Annotated in this window: 15 protein-coding genes; 7 read left to right on the top strand and 8 right to left on the bottom strand. The window is 67.8% G+C overall.

The window, feature by feature from the left end; all coding sequences use genetic code 11:
• Positions 1-92: 92 nt before the first annotated feature.
• The 4 genes from H3H39_RS13525 to H3H39_RS13540 form a co-directional block, all read right to left on the bottom strand.
• Positions 93-1,793, bottom strand: coding sequence for a lactate permease LctP family transporter (locus H3H39_RS13525; protein WP_182153909.1), 1,701 nt, complete (start codon positions 1,791-1,793; stop codon positions 93-95).
• Positions 1,794-1,879: 86 nt separating this feature from the next.
• Entirely contained in the window at positions 1,880-3,328 is a 1,449-nt protein-coding gene (locus H3H39_RS13530; protein ID WP_182153910.1) for a LutB/LldF family L-lactate oxidation iron-sulfur protein, read from the bottom strand.
• On the bottom strand, positions 3,325-4,032 hold the full coding sequence (locus H3H39_RS13535) for a LutC/YkgG family protein (protein WP_182153911.1): 708 nt from the start codon (positions 4,030-4,032) through the stop codon (positions 3,325-3,327). The genes H3H39_RS13530 and H3H39_RS13535 overlap by 4 nt, the downstream gene beginning before the upstream one ends.
• A complete protein-coding gene (locus H3H39_RS13540) occupies positions 4,029-4,847 on the bottom strand; it encodes a (Fe-S)-binding protein (protein WP_182153912.1) in 819 nt (272 codons plus the stop codon). The genes H3H39_RS13535 and H3H39_RS13540 overlap by 4 nt, the downstream gene beginning before the upstream one ends.
• Before the next feature lie 120 nt (positions 4,848-4,967).
• On the opposite strand from H3H39_RS13540, the gene H3H39_RS13545 reads away from it, so the two are divergent.
• Entirely contained in the window at positions 4,968-5,681 is a 714-nt protein-coding gene (locus tag H3H39_RS13545) for a FadR/GntR family transcriptional regulator (protein WP_182153913.1), read from the top strand.
• A gap of 129 nt (positions 5,682-5,810) precedes the next feature.
• On the opposite strand, the gene H3H39_RS13550 is transcribed toward H3H39_RS13545, so the two are convergent.
• A complete protein-coding gene (locus H3H39_RS13550) occupies positions 5,811-6,605 on the bottom strand; it encodes an AraC family transcriptional regulator (protein ID WP_375540428.1) in 795 nt (264 codons plus the stop codon).
• Positions 6,606-6,784: 179 nt separating this feature from the next.
• On the opposite strand from H3H39_RS13550, the gene H3H39_RS13555 reads away from it, so the two are divergent.
• Genes H3H39_RS13555 through H3H39_RS13575 form a run of 5 tightly spaced genes read left to right on the top strand, consistent with a single transcriptional unit; the run spans position 6,785 to position 11,359 of the window.
• Entirely contained in the window at positions 6,785-7,723 is a 939-nt protein-coding gene (locus H3H39_RS13555; protein WP_220461540.1) for a 4-hydroxyproline epimerase, read from the top strand.
• Positions 7,723-8,856, top strand: a complete 1,134-nt coding sequence (locus tag H3H39_RS13560) for an NAD(P)/FAD-dependent oxidoreductase (protein WP_182153915.1) — start codon at positions 7,723-7,725, stop codon at positions 8,854-8,856. Before H3H39_RS13555 ends, H3H39_RS13560 begins: the two co-directional genes overlap by 1 nt.
• Positions 8,849-9,112, top strand: coding sequence for a (2Fe-2S)-binding protein (locus H3H39_RS13565; RefSeq protein WP_182153916.1), 264 nt, complete (start codon positions 8,849-8,851; stop codon positions 9,110-9,112). Before H3H39_RS13560 ends, H3H39_RS13565 begins: the two co-directional genes overlap by 8 nt.
• Positions 9,109-10,410 carry an NAD(P)/FAD-dependent oxidoreductase gene (locus H3H39_RS13570; RefSeq protein WP_182153917.1) on the top strand — a complete coding sequence of 434 codons (1,302 nt, stop codon included), beginning with the start codon at positions 9,109-9,111 and terminating at the stop codon, positions 10,408-10,410. The genes H3H39_RS13565 and H3H39_RS13570 overlap by 4 nt, the downstream gene beginning before the upstream one ends.
• Positions 10,411-10,447: 37 nt before the next feature.
• Positions 10,448-11,359 carry a dihydrodipicolinate synthase family protein gene (locus tag H3H39_RS13575; protein WP_182153918.1) on the top strand — a complete coding sequence of 304 codons (912 nt, stop codon included), beginning with the start codon at positions 10,448-10,450 and terminating at the stop codon, positions 11,357-11,359.
• Between the two features lie 97 nt (positions 11,360-11,456).
• Here the strand turns inward: H3H39_RS13575 and H3H39_RS13580 are convergent, their stop codons facing one another.
• Positions 11,457-11,786, bottom strand: coding sequence for a thioredoxin family protein (locus H3H39_RS13580; RefSeq protein WP_182153919.1), 330 nt, complete (start codon positions 11,784-11,786; stop codon positions 11,457-11,459).
• A 170-nt stretch (positions 11,787-11,956) separates the two neighbouring features.
• Between H3H39_RS13580 and H3H39_RS13585 the strand changes: the two genes are divergently transcribed.
• A complete protein-coding gene (locus H3H39_RS13585; protein WP_182153920.1) occupies positions 11,957-12,346 on the top strand; it encodes a hypothetical protein in 390 nt (129 codons plus the stop codon).
• A 153-nt stretch (positions 12,347-12,499) separates the two neighbouring features.
• Here the strand turns inward: H3H39_RS13585 and H3H39_RS13590 are convergent, their stop codons facing one another.
• Positions 12,500-12,670, bottom strand: a complete 171-nt coding sequence (locus H3H39_RS13590; RefSeq protein WP_182153921.1) for a hypothetical protein — start codon at positions 12,668-12,670, stop codon at positions 12,500-12,502.
• 77 nt (positions 12,671-12,747) lie between these two features.
• Positions 12,748-14,340 carry a sensor histidine kinase gene (locus H3H39_RS13595; RefSeq protein WP_182153922.1) on the bottom strand — a complete coding sequence of 531 codons (1,593 nt, stop codon included), beginning with the start codon at positions 14,338-14,340 and terminating at the stop codon, positions 12,748-12,750.
• Positions 14,341-14,516 lie beyond the last annotated feature (176 nt).

The following is a 14,516-nucleotide window of genomic DNA, read 5'->3' on the forward strand; positions in this document are numbered from 1 at the left end:
GCGCATCGATACTTGTGTACTCAACTAACGGCAACGCAGGCCGGATGGCCCGCGCGCCGCGAGATGGGGGCCGGCGCTGCCGGCCCGCCTGCTTAGCGGGGGATCATCCCCGCCAGCACATACGCTTGCAGCGTGGTGATGATCCCCACCACGGTCGCGAACAGCAAACTATGCTTGAGCGTGAAGCGGAACAGTTCCGACTCCTTGCCCACCAGCCCCGTGGCCGCGCAAGCCACCGCGATCGACTGCGGCGAAATCATCTTGCCCGTCACACCACCGGTGGTATTGGCCGACACCAGCAGCGTGTCGGACACGCCGATCTGGTGCGCCGTGGTGTTCTGCAGGGAGCAGAACAGGGCGTTGGACGAGGTGTCCGAACCGGTCAGGAACACGCCCAGCCAACCGAGGAACGGCGAGAAGAACGGGAACGCGGCGCCGGTACCGGCCAGCACCAGCGCCAGCGTGGACGACATGCCCGAGTAGTTGGCCACGAAGGCGAACGCCAGCACCAGGCCGATCGACAGGATGGGGCGGCGCAGTTCCAGCACCGTCTGGCCGAAGGCGGCGACGGCGGCGCGTGGCTTCATGCGCAGCAGCACGGCCGAGATGATGGCCGTCAGCAGGATGGCCGTACCGACAGCCGACAGCAGGTCCAGCTTGAACAGCGCGTCATACGCCTTGGGGGCCGTGACGATAGGGGTGGTCTTGATCACCAGCTGGTCCAGGAACGGCACATGGACCTTGATGACGGTGGCCGCCAGCGCGCCCTTGGCGCCGAACATGGCCTTGAACTGCGGCAGGCTCCACACGGTCACGACGGCCGTCAGGATCAGGAACGGGGCCCAGGCGCGGACCGTCTGCCCCATCGTGTAAGGCGAAGCGGCGCGGCTGGTCTGCTTGACGCCGCCGGTGGCCACGCCACCGAAGCCGGTCATGGCGGCGGCGCCGCCGCCCACACGCACGGTGGCCTTGGCGCTGGCTGGCTGCCACACTTTCAGGAACACCGTCAGCGACACCAGGCACACCAGGGCCGAGGTGATATCGGGCAGTTCAGGGCCGATGAAGTTGGAGGTGAAGTACTGGGTGACGGCGAAGCTGCCGCCCGTAACCAGCGCGGCCGGCCACACTTCGCGGATGCCGCGCATGCCGTCCATCATGAACACCAGCCAGAATGGCACCAGCAGCGACAGCAGCGGCAACTGGCGGCCGGCCATGGCGCCGATCAGCATCGGGTCGATGCCCGTGACCTGGCCCGCGACGATGATGGGGATGCCCATGGCGCCGAACGCCACCGGCGCCGTGTTGGCGATCAGGCACATGCCGGCCGCGTACAGCGGGTTGAAGCCGAGGCCCACCAGCAGCGCGGCCGTGATGGCCACCGGTGCGCCGAAACCGGCCGCCCCTTCCAGGAAGGCACCGAAGGCGAAGCCGATCAGCAGCATCTGCAGGCGCTGGTCGTCCGTGATCGCCACCACGGAGGCGCGGATGATCTCCAGTTGCCCCGTCTTGTCGACGATCTTGTACAGGAACACGGCCGTGATGATGATCCACGCCACCGGCCACAGGCCGTAGGCGAAGCCGAAACCGGCGGCGGCCAGCGCTTGCTGCACCGGCATGCCGTAGGCGAAGATGGCCACGGCCAGCGCCAGCAACAGCGTGACGGCGGCCGCGATATGGCCCTTGATGCGCAATACGGCCAGCGCGACGAAGAAGAAAATAATGGGGACCGCGGCGACCAGGGCCGACAGGCCCAAGCTGCCTAGCGGCGTATAGATCTGATTCCAGGCTTGCATGGTGACTCCTCCAAGGTGGTGCTCGTTAAAATCTTTTTATTGGGTGCTGCGTTGGTGCCGGTTGGTCCATCCCGGCCCTTGCCGTCTTATTCCGGCTGGCCTTTCGCCTTCAGTAAATCGGCCAGGCTGCGCGGCGCAGGCTTGAGCGGCGCGCGGTGTTGGGTCCAGCCCATTTGCTGCGCTGGCGCGAAGGCCCGCAGCCGGGTCGCCGCCCAGCGGAATGCGCGGTAGGCAGTGGGACTGGCGTAGGCGCCGCTCCAGAAGCGCCACACCATCTTGTCCATGCGGCTGTACTGGGCGCCCTGGCCGCGCAGCGGGTTGTCCACCTGCTGCGCGGGATCACGGTTCGCTTCCGTGCGCAGGCGGATCAGCAGCTGCGGAATGGGGATGCGCACCGGGCACACTTCACCGCAGGCGCCGCACAGGCTGGAGGCGGTGGCCAGATCGGCCGTGGCATCGAGGCCCAGCAAGTGCGGCGAGATGATCTTGCCGATCGGGCCAGGATAAGTGGTGCCGTAGGCGTGGCCGCCCACGCGCGCATACACGGGGCAGTGGTTCATGCAGGCACCGCAGCGGATGCATTGCAAGGTGGCGCGCAACTGCTCGTCCGCGTAAGCCTGGGTGCGGCCGTTGTCGAGCAGGACCAGGTGCACGGCGCGCGGGCCGTCCATTTCGCCGGGGCGGCGCGGGCCGGAGATCAGGTTGAAATAGGTGGTGATGGCCTGGCCCGTGGCCGAGCGCGTGAGCAGGCTGGCCAGCGGTACGATCTGCTCCAGCTTGGCCACCACTTTTTCCATGCCCATGATGGCGATGTGCACGTCCGGCACGGTGGTGCTCAGGCGGCCGTTGCCCTCGTTCTCCACCAGCCACAGGGTGCCCGTGTCGGCGGCCGCGAAGTTCACGCCGGACAGGCCGATATCCGCATCCACGAACGCCTGGCGCATGGCGCGCCGGCCGGTCTGGATCAACTGGTCCACATCTTCCGTGTAGGGCGTGCCGGGGATGTGCTGCTCGAACAGGGTGGCGATATCGGCCTTGGTCTTGTGCACGGCCGGCATGACGATGTGGGACGGCTTCTCGCCGGCCAGCTGGACGATGTATTCGCCCATGTCCGACTCCAGGCAGCTCACGCCCCGCTCTTCCAGGTAGTGATTGAGCTCGATCTCCTCGCTGGCCATCGACTTGCCCTTGATGACACGCTTGGCCTGGTGCGACTGGGCGATTTGGTGAATGATGGCATTCGCCTCGTCGGCCGTGGCGGCCCAGTGCACTTGCACCCCGGCCGCCGTCAGATTGGTTTCCAGTTGCACCAGCAGGTCCGGCAGGTTAGCCAGCGCATGCTGGCGGATCGCCTCACCCAGGTCGCGCAGTTGTTCCAGCTCGTCGCCATCGGGGAACTGGACGCTGCGCTTGGTCTGCAGGAAATCCATCGCGCCACGGAAGCTCTTGCGCAGCTTGGGGTCGTCCAGCGCCGCGCGGGCACGGGCGCGGAAGTCGGCCGACGGCATGAATTGCAGCGGTGCGGAAGTACTCATGGCTGTACTCCCTGCACGGGGCGGTCGGTGACGATGATGACCCACATCCAGCGTGGGCCGTGGGCGCCGTAGGCCAGCGTCTGCTGGATGTCGGAAGTCTTCGAGGGGCTGGAGGCCAGCACCAGGTTGGTGGGCATGCCGTCGCTCCAGCGTTCGGCCTGGGCGGCTGCCTGCAGGTCGGCGTGCAGCGTGTCCGCATACACCAGCGCCACATGCAGCGGCGGCACCAGCGACACGGTGCGCGGCGTGCCGGCGTCAGGCGCCAGCACCAGCGTGCCGGTGGCGGCGATGCCGGAACGGACCACGGTGAAACCGGCGTCCACGCTGTCGAACAATTCAGCCTTCCACGCTTCCAGCGGGCGCGCGAACGGCAGCGCTTCCATGGCGGGCGGCAGGGTCTTCTTCAGGGCCGCGCCTTCGACGGCGGCCGGGTCCAGCAACAGGCGCTGGACGCCATGCGCTGCCAGGCGGTTGGCCAGTTGGGCCGGCCATTCGGCGTTGGTGGCGCACCACACGTCGGCGTGGGCCGCCGTCAGCGCGGCCTGCATGGCGGCCACGCGCTCGGCCGGGGTCTGTTCGATGCGGCGCTGTTCGTAGTGGGCGCGGATGCGCTGGTCCAGTTCCTCGGCATGCAGTTGCGCGGTGGCGGGAGCGGCCGCGCGCAGCCGGCCCAGCATCAGTTCGCGGGCGTTCATGGTGCTCATCGTGCTGCTCCTTGTGCTTGTGCCGGTTCCAGTGCCGCCGCGTCGTCGCCGCCCGTGCGGCGCCACAGGAAGCTGGCCAGGTGTTCGACCGGCAGCGGCGCTTCCATGTGGCGGGCCGCGTGGCCGATGTTGAGCAGGCAGCCGCAATCGGCCGACACCAGCCGGTCGCAGCCCGTGGCGCAGGCGGCGGCCACCTTGTCGCGCACCATGGCGCCGGAAATGTCGGGATGCTTGAGCGAGAAGGTGCCGCCGAAACCGCAGCACTCCGACTCGTGTTCGTGTTCGGTGCGGGTCACGCCGGGCAGCGCGTCCACCATCGCCACGCCGTGGGCGCGGGTGCCCATCTCGCGCCGCGCGCCACAGGAGGTGTGCAGCACCACCCGTTCCGGCGCCTGGCCGGCGGGAGCGACGGCCGGGATAACCAGCTTGAGCACGTGCAGCAGGAATTCAGTCAGTTCGTAGACGCGGTTGGCCAGGTCCAGCGCCTTGGCGTGGGCCACTGGGTCATCTTCGAACAGGGCGGGCCAGTGGTGGCGCATCATGCCGGCGCAGGAGCCGGACGGCACGATCACAGGCCAGGGTTGGGAGAACAGGTCGAGCTGGGCCAGCGCCACGGCGCGCGCCTGTTCCGGGTTGCCGCTGCTGTAGGCGGGCTGGCCGCAGCAGCTTTGGCCGCGCGGGAAGTGGACGGTCAGCCCTTCGCGCTCCAACAGGCGCACCGCATCCAGCCCGGCTTCGGGCATGAACAGGTCGATCACGCAAGTGCCGAACAGGTACACCTGCTCCGGTTTGGCGGGGTAGTCGCGGTCCTTCATGATGTCTCCTGGTTAGGGGCGCGTTTGCGGTTTGCTTTTATAGCGCCCATAATCCCAGCGTCGGCGGGGCGGCACAAATTGGTTGGGCCAGTGCCTGTTTTACGTGCACAGGAGGCAAACATGCGGGAAAAGCAAAGCGGCGGACGGGTGGAAACCGTGCTGCGCAGGCTGGAACAGGCGCTGCTCGACGGCAGCCTGCCGGCCAACGCGCGCCTGCCGGCCGAACGGGTGCTGGCCGAGCGCTACGACGTGTCGCGCAATACGATACGGGAAGCCATCCAGCGCCTGAGCGCGCGGGGGCTGGTGCGCAGCCGGCCCGGGGCCGGGGTCTACGTCACCGACCAGCTGCGCACGGGCATGTCGTCTTCGCCGTGGGGCCAGCTGGTGGCCGACCATCCGGCCGTGCGCGACGACATACTTGAATTCCGCCGGGTGCTGGAAGGGGCCACCGCCTATTTCGCCGCCATGCGGGCCGACCCGGAGGAACGGGACCGCATCGCCGATTTGATGGCGCGGCTGGAGCAGGCCCGCATCGACGACGACAAGGTCACCGAGGCGGAGGTGGACGCGCAACTGCACGAACAGATCGCCCTCGCCTCGCACAACTCCATGTTCCTGCATCTGCACACCAGCATCATCAGCATGCTGCGCGAGCACATCACGCTCAATGGCACCGGCCTGCGGGAAATCAGCCCGGCCACCTCGGACCAACTGCTGCAACAGCACCGCAGCGTGTGCCTGGCCATCTGCGCCAGCCAGCCGGAAGAGGCACGCACCGCCATGCAGACCCATATCGACTTCGTGCGTTCGCATGTGGCCAAGGGCGCCATCTGACGGCCTGAATTGGTCGGACCAGTGGCCTTGGGACGGGCGCGCAGGCCATCGCTGACGCGCCGTTACAACAAAATATTTTTGCCGGCGCGACTTCCGGGGCCAACCCTGGCACCGGGGAAGAGTCTGACCCTACGATCCGCGCCGCAGGTGCCGGTACTGGCTGGGCGTGACGCCCACCGTGGCCTTGAACTGGCGCGTGAAGGCGCTGTGGTCGCCGTAGCCGCAGGCCTGGGCGATGTCGGCCACGCTGTCCGCCCCGGCCAGCAGGCGCGAGGCGGCGTCGAGGCGGGTCTTGATGATCATCTGGCGCGGCGTGAGGTGGAAGATGCGCAGAAAGTAGCGCTCGATCTGCGCCACCGACATGTGGGCCGTGCGGGCCAGCGCGGGCAGGTGCAGCGGCTGGTCGTAGTGCTCGTGGATCATGCGCACGGCCTCGGCCACCTTGCCATAGGCCGGATTCTTCTGGTCGGCCATGGCCAGGTCGCGCGATACGCCCGTCAGGCCGATGATGGCGCCGTCCCCGTCGCGCAGGGCCGTCTTGCGGGTCAGGCACCAGCCGGGATCGCGCGTGGGATACAGATGCAGCTCCAGCTGGTCCTCGATCTGGCCGCCGCCGGCCAGCACTGCCATGTCCTGCGCCAGATAAGTCTGGCCGAACGGGTGGGCAAACACCTCGGCCGGCGTACGCCCGATCAGCGCCGCCTTGTGCTTGACGCCGCAGCGCTGGACCAGGGTCTGGTTGACCACCACGTAGCGCCCCTCCACGTCCTTGACGAAGAACACCACGTCCGGCAGCGCGTCGAACAGGGGTTCGGAGAAGAACACATCGGCGATGCGGGCGCCCAGTGCCGCGCGGCCTCCATCTGCCGCCGCTCCAGCTACCTCAGCTCCCTGCGCCTCACCTCCCGCTGCCGCCGCTCCCATCATGCCCGCTGTCCTTTACGCTCCGTTCAACGATACCGCGCACGCAACCTCACGCGGCCGCCTCCCGATTGTCGCACAGGACAGGGGCCCGCACCGCGCCATGAATTGTGCAGATTTCGTCATCTTCGGTGCGCAGCTTGTGCAAGACAGGCGGCCCCGCCAGGCATAACATTCTGCTCATGAAAACCATCTCCATCATCGATTCCCACACGGGCGGCGAACCGACCCGGCTGGTGACGGCCGGCGGCCCCGAACTGGGCGCAGGCCCGCTCAGCGAACGGCTTGCCATCCTGCGCCGCGAGCACGACACCTTCCGCTCCGCCGTCGTCTGCGAACCGCGCGGCTCGGACGTGCTGGTGGGCGCGCTGCTGTGCGCCCCGCACGCTCCCGATTGTGCGGCGGGCGTCATCTTCTTCAACAACGTGGGCTACCTCGGCATGTGCGGCCACGGAACCATCGGCCTGGTGGCCTCGCTGGCTTTCCTGGGCCGCATCACGGCCGGCCGCCACCGCATCGACACTCCCGTTGGCGTGGTGGAGGCGCAATTGCATGAAGACGGCAGCGTCACCGTCGACAACGTGCCGGCCTGGCGCAGCCGCAAGAATGTGACGGTGGACGTGCCGGATTACGGCCCCGTGACGGGCGACGTGGCCTGGGGCGGCAACTGGTTCTTCCTGGTGGCCGGCCACGGCCAGGCACTGCGCGTCGACAACGCGGACCAATTGACTGCCTATGCGGTGGCCGTGCGCGCCGCGCTGGCGCAAGCCGGCGTGACGGGCGACGACGGCGCCGAAATCGACCATATCGAACTGTTCGCGCCATCCAGCGCGGGGGCGGACAGCCAGAACTTCGTGCTCTGCCCCGGCAAGGCCTATGACCGCTCACCCTGCGGCACCGGCACCAGCGCCAAGCTGGCCTGCCTGGCGGCCGACGGCAAGCTGGCCGAAGGCGCGCTGTGGCGCCAGGAGAGCATTGTCGGCAGCGTGTTCGAAGGCAGTTACCGCCACGCGCCAGCGGAAGGCCGTGTGCTGCCCAGCATCCGCGGCCAGGCCTGGGTCAACGCCCAGTCCACCCTGATCCTCGACCCGAGCGACCCGCTGGTGTGGGGCATACGCTGATGACCTCTCCGTCCTGCGAAACCGCCATCGTGATCGGCGCCGGCATCGTCGGCGCGGCCTGCGCCGACGCGCTGGCCGCGCGCGGCTTGCGCGTGACGGTGATCGAGCAGGACGCCGTGGGCAGCGGCGCCACCGCCGCCGGCATGGGGCACCTCGTGGTGATGGACGATAACGAAGCCGAACTGGCGCTGACGGCATGGTCGCTGGCGCTGTGGAAGGAACTGGCCGCCGGCCAGCCGCAAGGCCACGAATACAGCAACTGCGGCACCATCTGGATCGCCGCCGACGAGGAGGAACTGGCCGCCGCCCGCGCCAAGGCGCACACGCTGGCCGGCCATGGCGTGGCCTGCGAACTGCTGGACCCAGCGGCCCTGTACGCCCGCGAACCGGCGTTGCGCCCCGGCCTGGCAGGCGGCCTGCTGGTGGCGGGCGATGGTCTCGTGTATCCGCCCAAGAGCGCCCGCATCCTGCTCGACCGCGCCTGCACCCACGGCGCCAGGCTGGTGGCCGGCAGTGTGGTCCGCATCGAGGACAACGGCGTGCTGCTGGCCGACGGCAATCGCCACCAGGCCGACATCGTGGTGCTGGCGGCGGGCTCGCGTGCCACCGACCTGCTGCCGGAACTGCCGGTGCAAGCCAAGAAAGGCCATGTGGCCATCACCGACCGCTACCCCGGTTTCATCCGCCACCAGCTGGTGGAGCTGGGCTATATCAAGAGCGCCCACGCGGCCAGCGGCGAGTCGGTCGCCTTCAATTTACAACCCCGTCCAACCGGACAAATCCTCATCGGCTCCTCACGCCAGTTCGACACCATCGACCTGGCCGTGGAGCCGCGCATGATGCGACGTATGCTGCGTCACGCCGCCAGCTTTACCCCTGGGCTGGCCCAACTGAATCTGCTGCGCTGCTGGACCGGCCTGCGCGCCGCCAGCAGCGACGGCCTGCCCCTGATCGGGCCCTACGCCACACGGCGCGGGCTGTGGCTGGCCACCGGCCACGAAGGGCTGGGCATCACCACCTCGCTGGCCACGGCACAATTGCTGGCCGACCAAGTGGTCAATGCGCGCAGCGCCATCGCCTGCCAACCTTACCTGCCCAGCCGCTTCGACAGCCTGGTCCGCGCCCATGCCTGACGCCATCATCCTCACCATCGACGGCCAGTCCGTCTATGTGGCGCCCGGCACCAGCGTGGCGGCCGCCGTCGCCCTGGCTGGCAGCATGGTCACGCGCCGCTCCGTGACGGGCAGGATGCGCGCGCCCTTGTGCGGCATGGGTGTCTGCCAGGAGTGCAGGGTGACGATAGACGGCCGCCCGCACCAGCTGTCGTGCCAGACGCCGTGCGCACCCGGCATGCAAGTGCGCACCGCGCGCGCCGGAGATCGGGCATGAAGCGCGCCTTCGACGTGCTGGTGATCGGCGCCGGCCCGGCCGGCCTGGCCGCGGCCCATGCGGCGGCCTGCCATGGCGCGAGCGTTGGGGTGGTGGACGACAACCCGCAAGCGGGCGGCCAGATCTGGCGCGGCGGCCCCGCGCAACAGGCGGACGCGCGTGCGCGCGAGCTGTGGCATGCGCTGGCCTGCGCACCGGACGCACCGGACGCACCCAACGCACCCAACGCACCCAGCGTCACCTTTCTGCACCAGTGCCGGGTACTCTGTCCGCTGGATGGCAAACGGCTGCTGGCGCAAACGCCCACCAAGGCCATCGAACTGTCCTACGGCAGGCTGGTGATCGCCACCGGCGCGCGCGAACTGCTGCTGCCCTTCCCCGGCTGGACCTTGCCCGGCGTGACGGGTGCGGGCGGCCTGCAGGCGCTGGCCAAGGGCGGTTATCCCGTGGCCGGCAAGCGCGTGATCGTGGCCGGCTCCGGCCCGCTGCTGCTGGCCGCCGCCGCCACGCTCAAGCAACAAGGCGCGCATATCGCCGCCATCATCGAACAAGCGGCGTTGCCCAGCCTGGCGCGATTCGCGCTCGGCCTGCTGGCCACGCCGTCCAAGGTCACACAGGCGCTGCAACTGGCTTGCCGGTTGCGCGATGTGCCCTATCTGCGCGACAGCTACGTGCTGTCCGCGCACGGCGCCGACATGTTGCGGTCGGTCGTATTGCAGCGCGGCGACCGCAAGCAACAGTGGGACTGCGACCTGCTGGCCTGCGGCTACGGCCTGCTGCCCAACGTGGAACTGGCGCTGGCCCTGGGCTGCGCCGTGGATGGCGATCACACGCAAACGCAGGCCGTGCGGGTGGACCCGTGGCAGCGCACCAGCGTGCCGGACGTGCTGTGCGCCGGTGAAGGCACGGGCGTCGGCGGCGTGGACCTGGCGCTGGCCGAAGGCCGCATCGCAGGCCTGGCCGCCGCCGGCCACACGCAGGCGGCGCCGGCGTTGTTCGCAGAACGGGCCCGCTGGCGCAAGTTCGCCGCGCGCCTGGCGCACGCCTTCGCGCCGCGGCCCGAACTGGCCCGACTGGCCGGCGACGACACCATCATCTGCCGCTGCGAGGACGTGCGGCATGGCGACTTACGCCAGCACACCAGCTGGCGCAGCGCCAAGCTGCACACGCGCTGCGGCATGGGCCCGTGCCAGGGCCGCGTGTGCGGCGGCGCCACCAGCCTGCTGTACGGCTGGCGGCCGGACGCGGTGCGCTCACCGCTGTCCCCGGCGCGCATCGAAAGCCTGATCGAAGATTAAGTGGACATTTCGTCCGTTTATCACCAAGGAGAACAGCATGGCCGCAGCAAAATGGGAAGGGGTATTCCCCGCCGTCACCACCAAGTTCAAGCCGAACGAGGATCTGGACCACGCCGCCATGGAACGCCACTTCGCGTTCCAGATCGACAGTGGCGTGCACGCCCTGCTCACCTGCGGCTCGCTGGGCGAGGCCAGCACCCTGTCGTTCGATGAAAAGCTGGAAGTGACCAAAACCGCGCTGCGGGTGGCCGACGGCCGCGTGCCGGTGCTGGTCAACGTGAGCGAGACGCGCACGCTGACGGCCTGCCGCTTCGCCGAGCAAGCCCACGAACTGGGCGTGCAGGGATTGATGGTAATGCCGTCCGTGCTGTACGCGGCCGATGCGCGCGAGGCACGCGACAACCTGCGCACCATCGCCCAGGCGGCCCAGTTGCCCATCATGGTCTACAACAATCCCGTGTCGTACAAAGTGGATTTGACGCCCGACGACTTCAAGGAACTGGCCGACTGCGAGTGGATCGTGGCGATCAAGGAGTCCACCGACAACGTGCGCCGCATCACCGACCTGCGCAACGCCGTGGGCCAGCGCTACCAGTTGTTCATGGGTGTGGACGACCTGTCGTTCGAAGGCTTGGCCGTGGGCGCGGATGGCCTGCTGGCCGGGCTGGTGGTGGCGTTCCCAAAAGAGACGGTGGCGCTGTACAAGCTGATGAAAGCCAAGCGCTGGGACGAGGCGCTGGCCCTGTACCAGTGGTTCATGCCGCTGATGCACCTGGACGTGTCGAACAAGCTGGTACAGAACCTCAAGCTGGTCGAAACCCTGGCCGGCGTGGGCAACGAGAATGTGCGCCGTCCACGCCAGCCGCTGCAAGGGGCCGAGCGCGAACGGGTGACGGCCATCGTGCAGCGCGCACTGGCCCACCGGCCCGACGTCAGCGCCCTGTTCTGATACTGCGCTTCGACGGCGCGGGCCCCGGGTGCCAGCGCGCCGCCGTATCCGCCCGTTCCGCCCGTTCCGCCCGGCGCGCCCTGTCCGCCCGCCTCGCTTAAGGGGCCGGCGCGGCGATGCGGGCCAGCGCGTCCGCGATCGGCGCGGCCGTCAGCGGCCGCACCAGGCGTTCCACTTCCTGGCCGTCGCGCAGAAAAATCAACGTGGGCCACAGCTTGACCCGGTACGAGCGGCCCAGCGGCCGGCCCGGTCCATCTTCAACCTTGATGTGTGCCAGCGCGCCGTGGCCGGCCATGGCCTCTGCCAGCGGCGCCTGGGCCGCCATGCAGTGGCCGCACCAGTTGGCGCCAAATTCCAGCAACACCGCCCCTGGCAAGGCGTCAACCTGCTCCCGCGTGGGGGCATCCGTCCGATAGTGCGTTTCCATCTTTACTCCCCGGCCCACCCCGGCATAGCCTCAACCGTGGGGCGGACACTATTGCATAGAAAAAATATATGGTGTTGTTTTGCAATTTTCAGTGTTATTTTGAAACTGCATGTGCTTTAATGGTAAACAGAAAAACACCATCGCGTTCGATATTTGTATCGGGAGCTGTCATGAAAATCCGCCTGTCCATCCTGCTCGCCATGCTGCTGACTGGCGCTGGTGGCGCCGTCCAGGCGGCCGCCGTGCCGGTGGTCACGCTCGATGCGCCGCAATGCCACGCCAGCTTGACGGCCGCACCTTGCCGCATCGGCGGCGCACCATACGGGCTGGCGCCCGCCGCCAGCCACCCCGGCGATAGTCTCGATGGCGCGTTCGCGCAACCTGGCGACGACCTGCAAGCGCTGGACGATTATGCCCCCTCCCCCGCCTCGGTTCAGGCCCCAGCCGCCGACGCCGCCCCCGTGCCCGAGCCCGCGCAGTTCCTGATGCTGCTGGCCGGCGTGATCCTACTCGGACTGAGTTCAACCCGGCAGGAAAAGTACGACAAATTCTCTGCCTGAGAACCCAGCCAGTACATTCCATCCCGCCTCGCGCGGGATTTTTTTTGCCCCAGAGGCCGCTTCAAAATGCGCGCAGCGAGGCGCGGCGACGAAGACAGTGCACCTGCACGGCGAGGAGCCGCAACGACGCTGCGCTCTTTTTGAACCGGTCTCTTATAGGCCGCAGACCGAATGGATGTTAGTCAGTGAAACACCATGCAATATGGCCCGGACCATGCAGCTGAGCTTCTGGAAACCATCGTCCGTGGCGACAACGGCGAAGATGGCCAGCGCCAGCAACACGCCAACGAGGATCAGGATGCCTTTGATCAGGTCTTTGTTCATGGAGCGGGCAAGGCCAGGTGAATGAGGGAGGCCATTCTAGCGTGCGGCCACGGGCGCGCGCAATGGCGTCCTGGCCATCATGCGTGCAGCTGGCCGTCCGGATGGGCCGGCGCGGCCGGATGGGCTTCGTCCACCGGCGTCACCACGGGTATGCGCAGCACGAAACTGGCGCCGTGGCCCAGCGTGCTGCTGACCGTGATGACGCCGCAGAACTGCTTGACGATCAGGTTGAACACGATGTTGAGCCCCAACCCCGTGCCGCCCTGTCCGCGCCGCGTGGTGACGAACGGATCGAACACCTTGTCGATCATGTCGGGCGCGATGCCTTTGCCGTTGTCCACCACCTGCATCTCGATCCAGTCGCCATCGAGCACCACGTTGATGCCGATGGTGCCTTCGGCGTCCGGCTCGAACGCGTGCTCCACGCAGTTGAGCGTGAGGTTGGTGATCACCTGGGCCAGCGCGCCCGGATAGCTGTCGAGCACAATGTCGGGCGGACAGGCGATGGCGACGTGGATGTGGGTCTTCTTCAGCTTGGGCTGCAGGCTGGCCACCACTTCCGTGATGTAGTCGCGCAGTTCGAAGCGGCGCCGCGCCTCGCTCACCTGGTCGACGGCGATCTGCTTGAAACTGTGGATCAGATGCGCGGCGCGGTAGGCATTGTTCATGATCAGGCGGGTGCTCTCGCCAGCCGTCTCCACGTAGCGCGTGATGTCGGACTTCTTGATGTTGCCGCCCTCGATAGCCTGGTGCACCTTCTCGGTCGCCTCCAGCAGCACGGAGGCGCTGGTGAGCGCGATCCCGACCGGCGTGTTGATCTCGTGCGCCACCCCGGCCACCAGTCCGCCCAGCGACGCCAGGCGCTCGGCCTGCAGCAGCGATTCCTGGGTGCGGCGCAGGTCGTCGAGCGCCCGCGCCGTTTCCTGGGCCGACTTGCGGGCCTCGTCCTCGGCCTCGCGGATGCGGGCGATGATGGACTTCACGCGGCGCTGGATGGCGTTGAAACCGCGGATCACTTCACCCAGTTCGTCATGGCGGTTGTCGGCCAGTTCCTCCACTTCGTCGCTGCCGCGCGTGGCCAGGTCGAACAGACCGTCGCGCAACTGCTTGAGGGGGTCGAACACGATGCGCAGCGACAGCGCCAGCGCCGCCACCAGGATCAGGTCCAGCAACAGTACTTCCGTCACCTTGCGCCGCACTTCGGCCGCCAGCGTGGCGTCGATCTGGGCCCGGCTGAAGTTGACCACCACCCGCCCCACGATGACGGGTTTGAGCGAGGCGCCGGCGGCGCCCGAATCGCGGTAGGCCAGGTCGGCCACCACGGGCGCGCCAGCCACGGGCGCGTCGTTCTCGATCGAGACCACGCCGCCGCCGTCATTGCGTAATTTGCCCGAGAACAGGCCGACCGAGGTGTCGTAGACGCGGATGGCCACCAGTTCCGGCGGCAGCATCTCGGCCGCCACGATGTTGTCGACCTTGGCCTTGTCCAGGTCCCACAGGGCGGACGGCAAGCTGGTCTGCAAGCGCGTCAGCACGCCCTGGCGCAGCCGCTGGTTGCTCACTTCCAGTTCATGGCCAAGGCTGTATTGCGCATACGTGCCGGAAATAGCCAGCACCAGCGTGACGATGACCACGAACAGCGCCGTCAGCCGACCTTGGATACCAAACATCTACACACCTCCCCGGAACACCGGGCTCCGCGCGGGGCGGAACCAACAATGTGGATTTGACGGCAACGCCCCAATGTACGGTATGACATACAACTTGGCAAGAACTGCCCGACGCCAACGCCGCCAACCGTCCCGTTTGGCCCCATTTTGCATCGTTTTACGCCATTTTCGTGCCG

This window comes from Rugamonas apoptosis (assembly GCF_014042355.1).
Lineage (GTDB): Bacteria > Pseudomonadota > Gammaproteobacteria > Burkholderiales > Burkholderiaceae_D > Rugamonas > Rugamonas apoptosis.

Excerpts from the sequence above, each read along its gene's own strand:
- H3H39_RS13545 (WP_182153913.1), top strand. The coding sequence starts at position 4,968 with ATGCGGGAAAAGCAAAGCGGCGGACGGGTGGAAACCGTGCTGCGCAGG.
- H3H39_RS13595 (WP_182153922.1), bottom strand. The coding sequence starts at position 14,340 with ATGTTTGGTATCCAAGGTCGGCTGACGGCGCTGTTCGTGGTCATCGTC.
- H3H39_RS13585 (WP_182153920.1), top strand. The coding sequence starts at position 11,957 with ATGAAAATCCGCCTGTCCATCCTGCTCGCCATGCTGCTGACTGGCGCT.
- H3H39_RS13555 (WP_220461540.1), top strand. The coding sequence starts at position 6,785 with ATGAAAACCATCTCCATCATCGATTCCCACACGGGCGGCGAACCGACC.
- H3H39_RS13565 (WP_182153916.1), top strand. The coding sequence starts at position 8,849 with ATGCCTGACGCCATCATCCTCACCATCGACGGCCAGTCCGTCTATGTG.
- H3H39_RS13575 (WP_182153918.1), top strand. The coding sequence starts at position 10,448 with ATGGCCGCAGCAAAATGGGAAGGGGTATTCCCCGCCGTCACCACCAAG.
- H3H39_RS13550 (WP_375540428.1), bottom strand. The coding sequence starts at position 6,605 with ATGGGAGCGGCGGCAGCGGGAGGTGAGGCGCAGGGAGCTGAGGTAGCT.
- H3H39_RS13530 (WP_182153910.1), bottom strand. The coding sequence starts at position 3,328 with ATGAGTACTTCCGCACCGCTGCAATTCATGCCGTCGGCCGACTTCCGC.
- H3H39_RS13590 (WP_182153921.1), bottom strand. The coding sequence starts at position 12,670 with ATGAACAAAGACCTGATCAAAGGCATCCTGATCCTCGTTGGCGTGTTG.
- H3H39_RS13540 (WP_182153912.1), bottom strand. The coding sequence starts at position 4,847 with ATGAAGGACCGCGACTACCCCGCCAAACCGGAGCAGGTGTACCTGTTC.
- H3H39_RS13560 (WP_182153915.1), top strand. The coding sequence starts at position 7,723 with ATGACCTCTCCGTCCTGCGAAACCGCCATCGTGATCGGCGCCGGCATC.
- H3H39_RS13570 (WP_182153917.1), top strand. The coding sequence starts at position 9,109 with ATGAAGCGCGCCTTCGACGTGCTGGTGATCGGCGCCGGCCCGGCCGGC.
- H3H39_RS13525 (WP_182153909.1), bottom strand. The coding sequence starts at position 1,793 with ATGCAAGCCTGGAATCAGATCTATACGCCGCTAGGCAGCTTGGGCCTG.
- H3H39_RS13535 (WP_182153911.1), bottom strand. The coding sequence starts at position 4,032 with ATGAGCACCATGAACGCCCGCGAACTGATGCTGGGCCGGCTGCGCGCG.
- H3H39_RS13580 (WP_182153919.1), bottom strand. The coding sequence starts at position 11,786 with ATGGAAACGCACTATCGGACGGATGCCCCCACGCGGGAGCAGGTTGAC.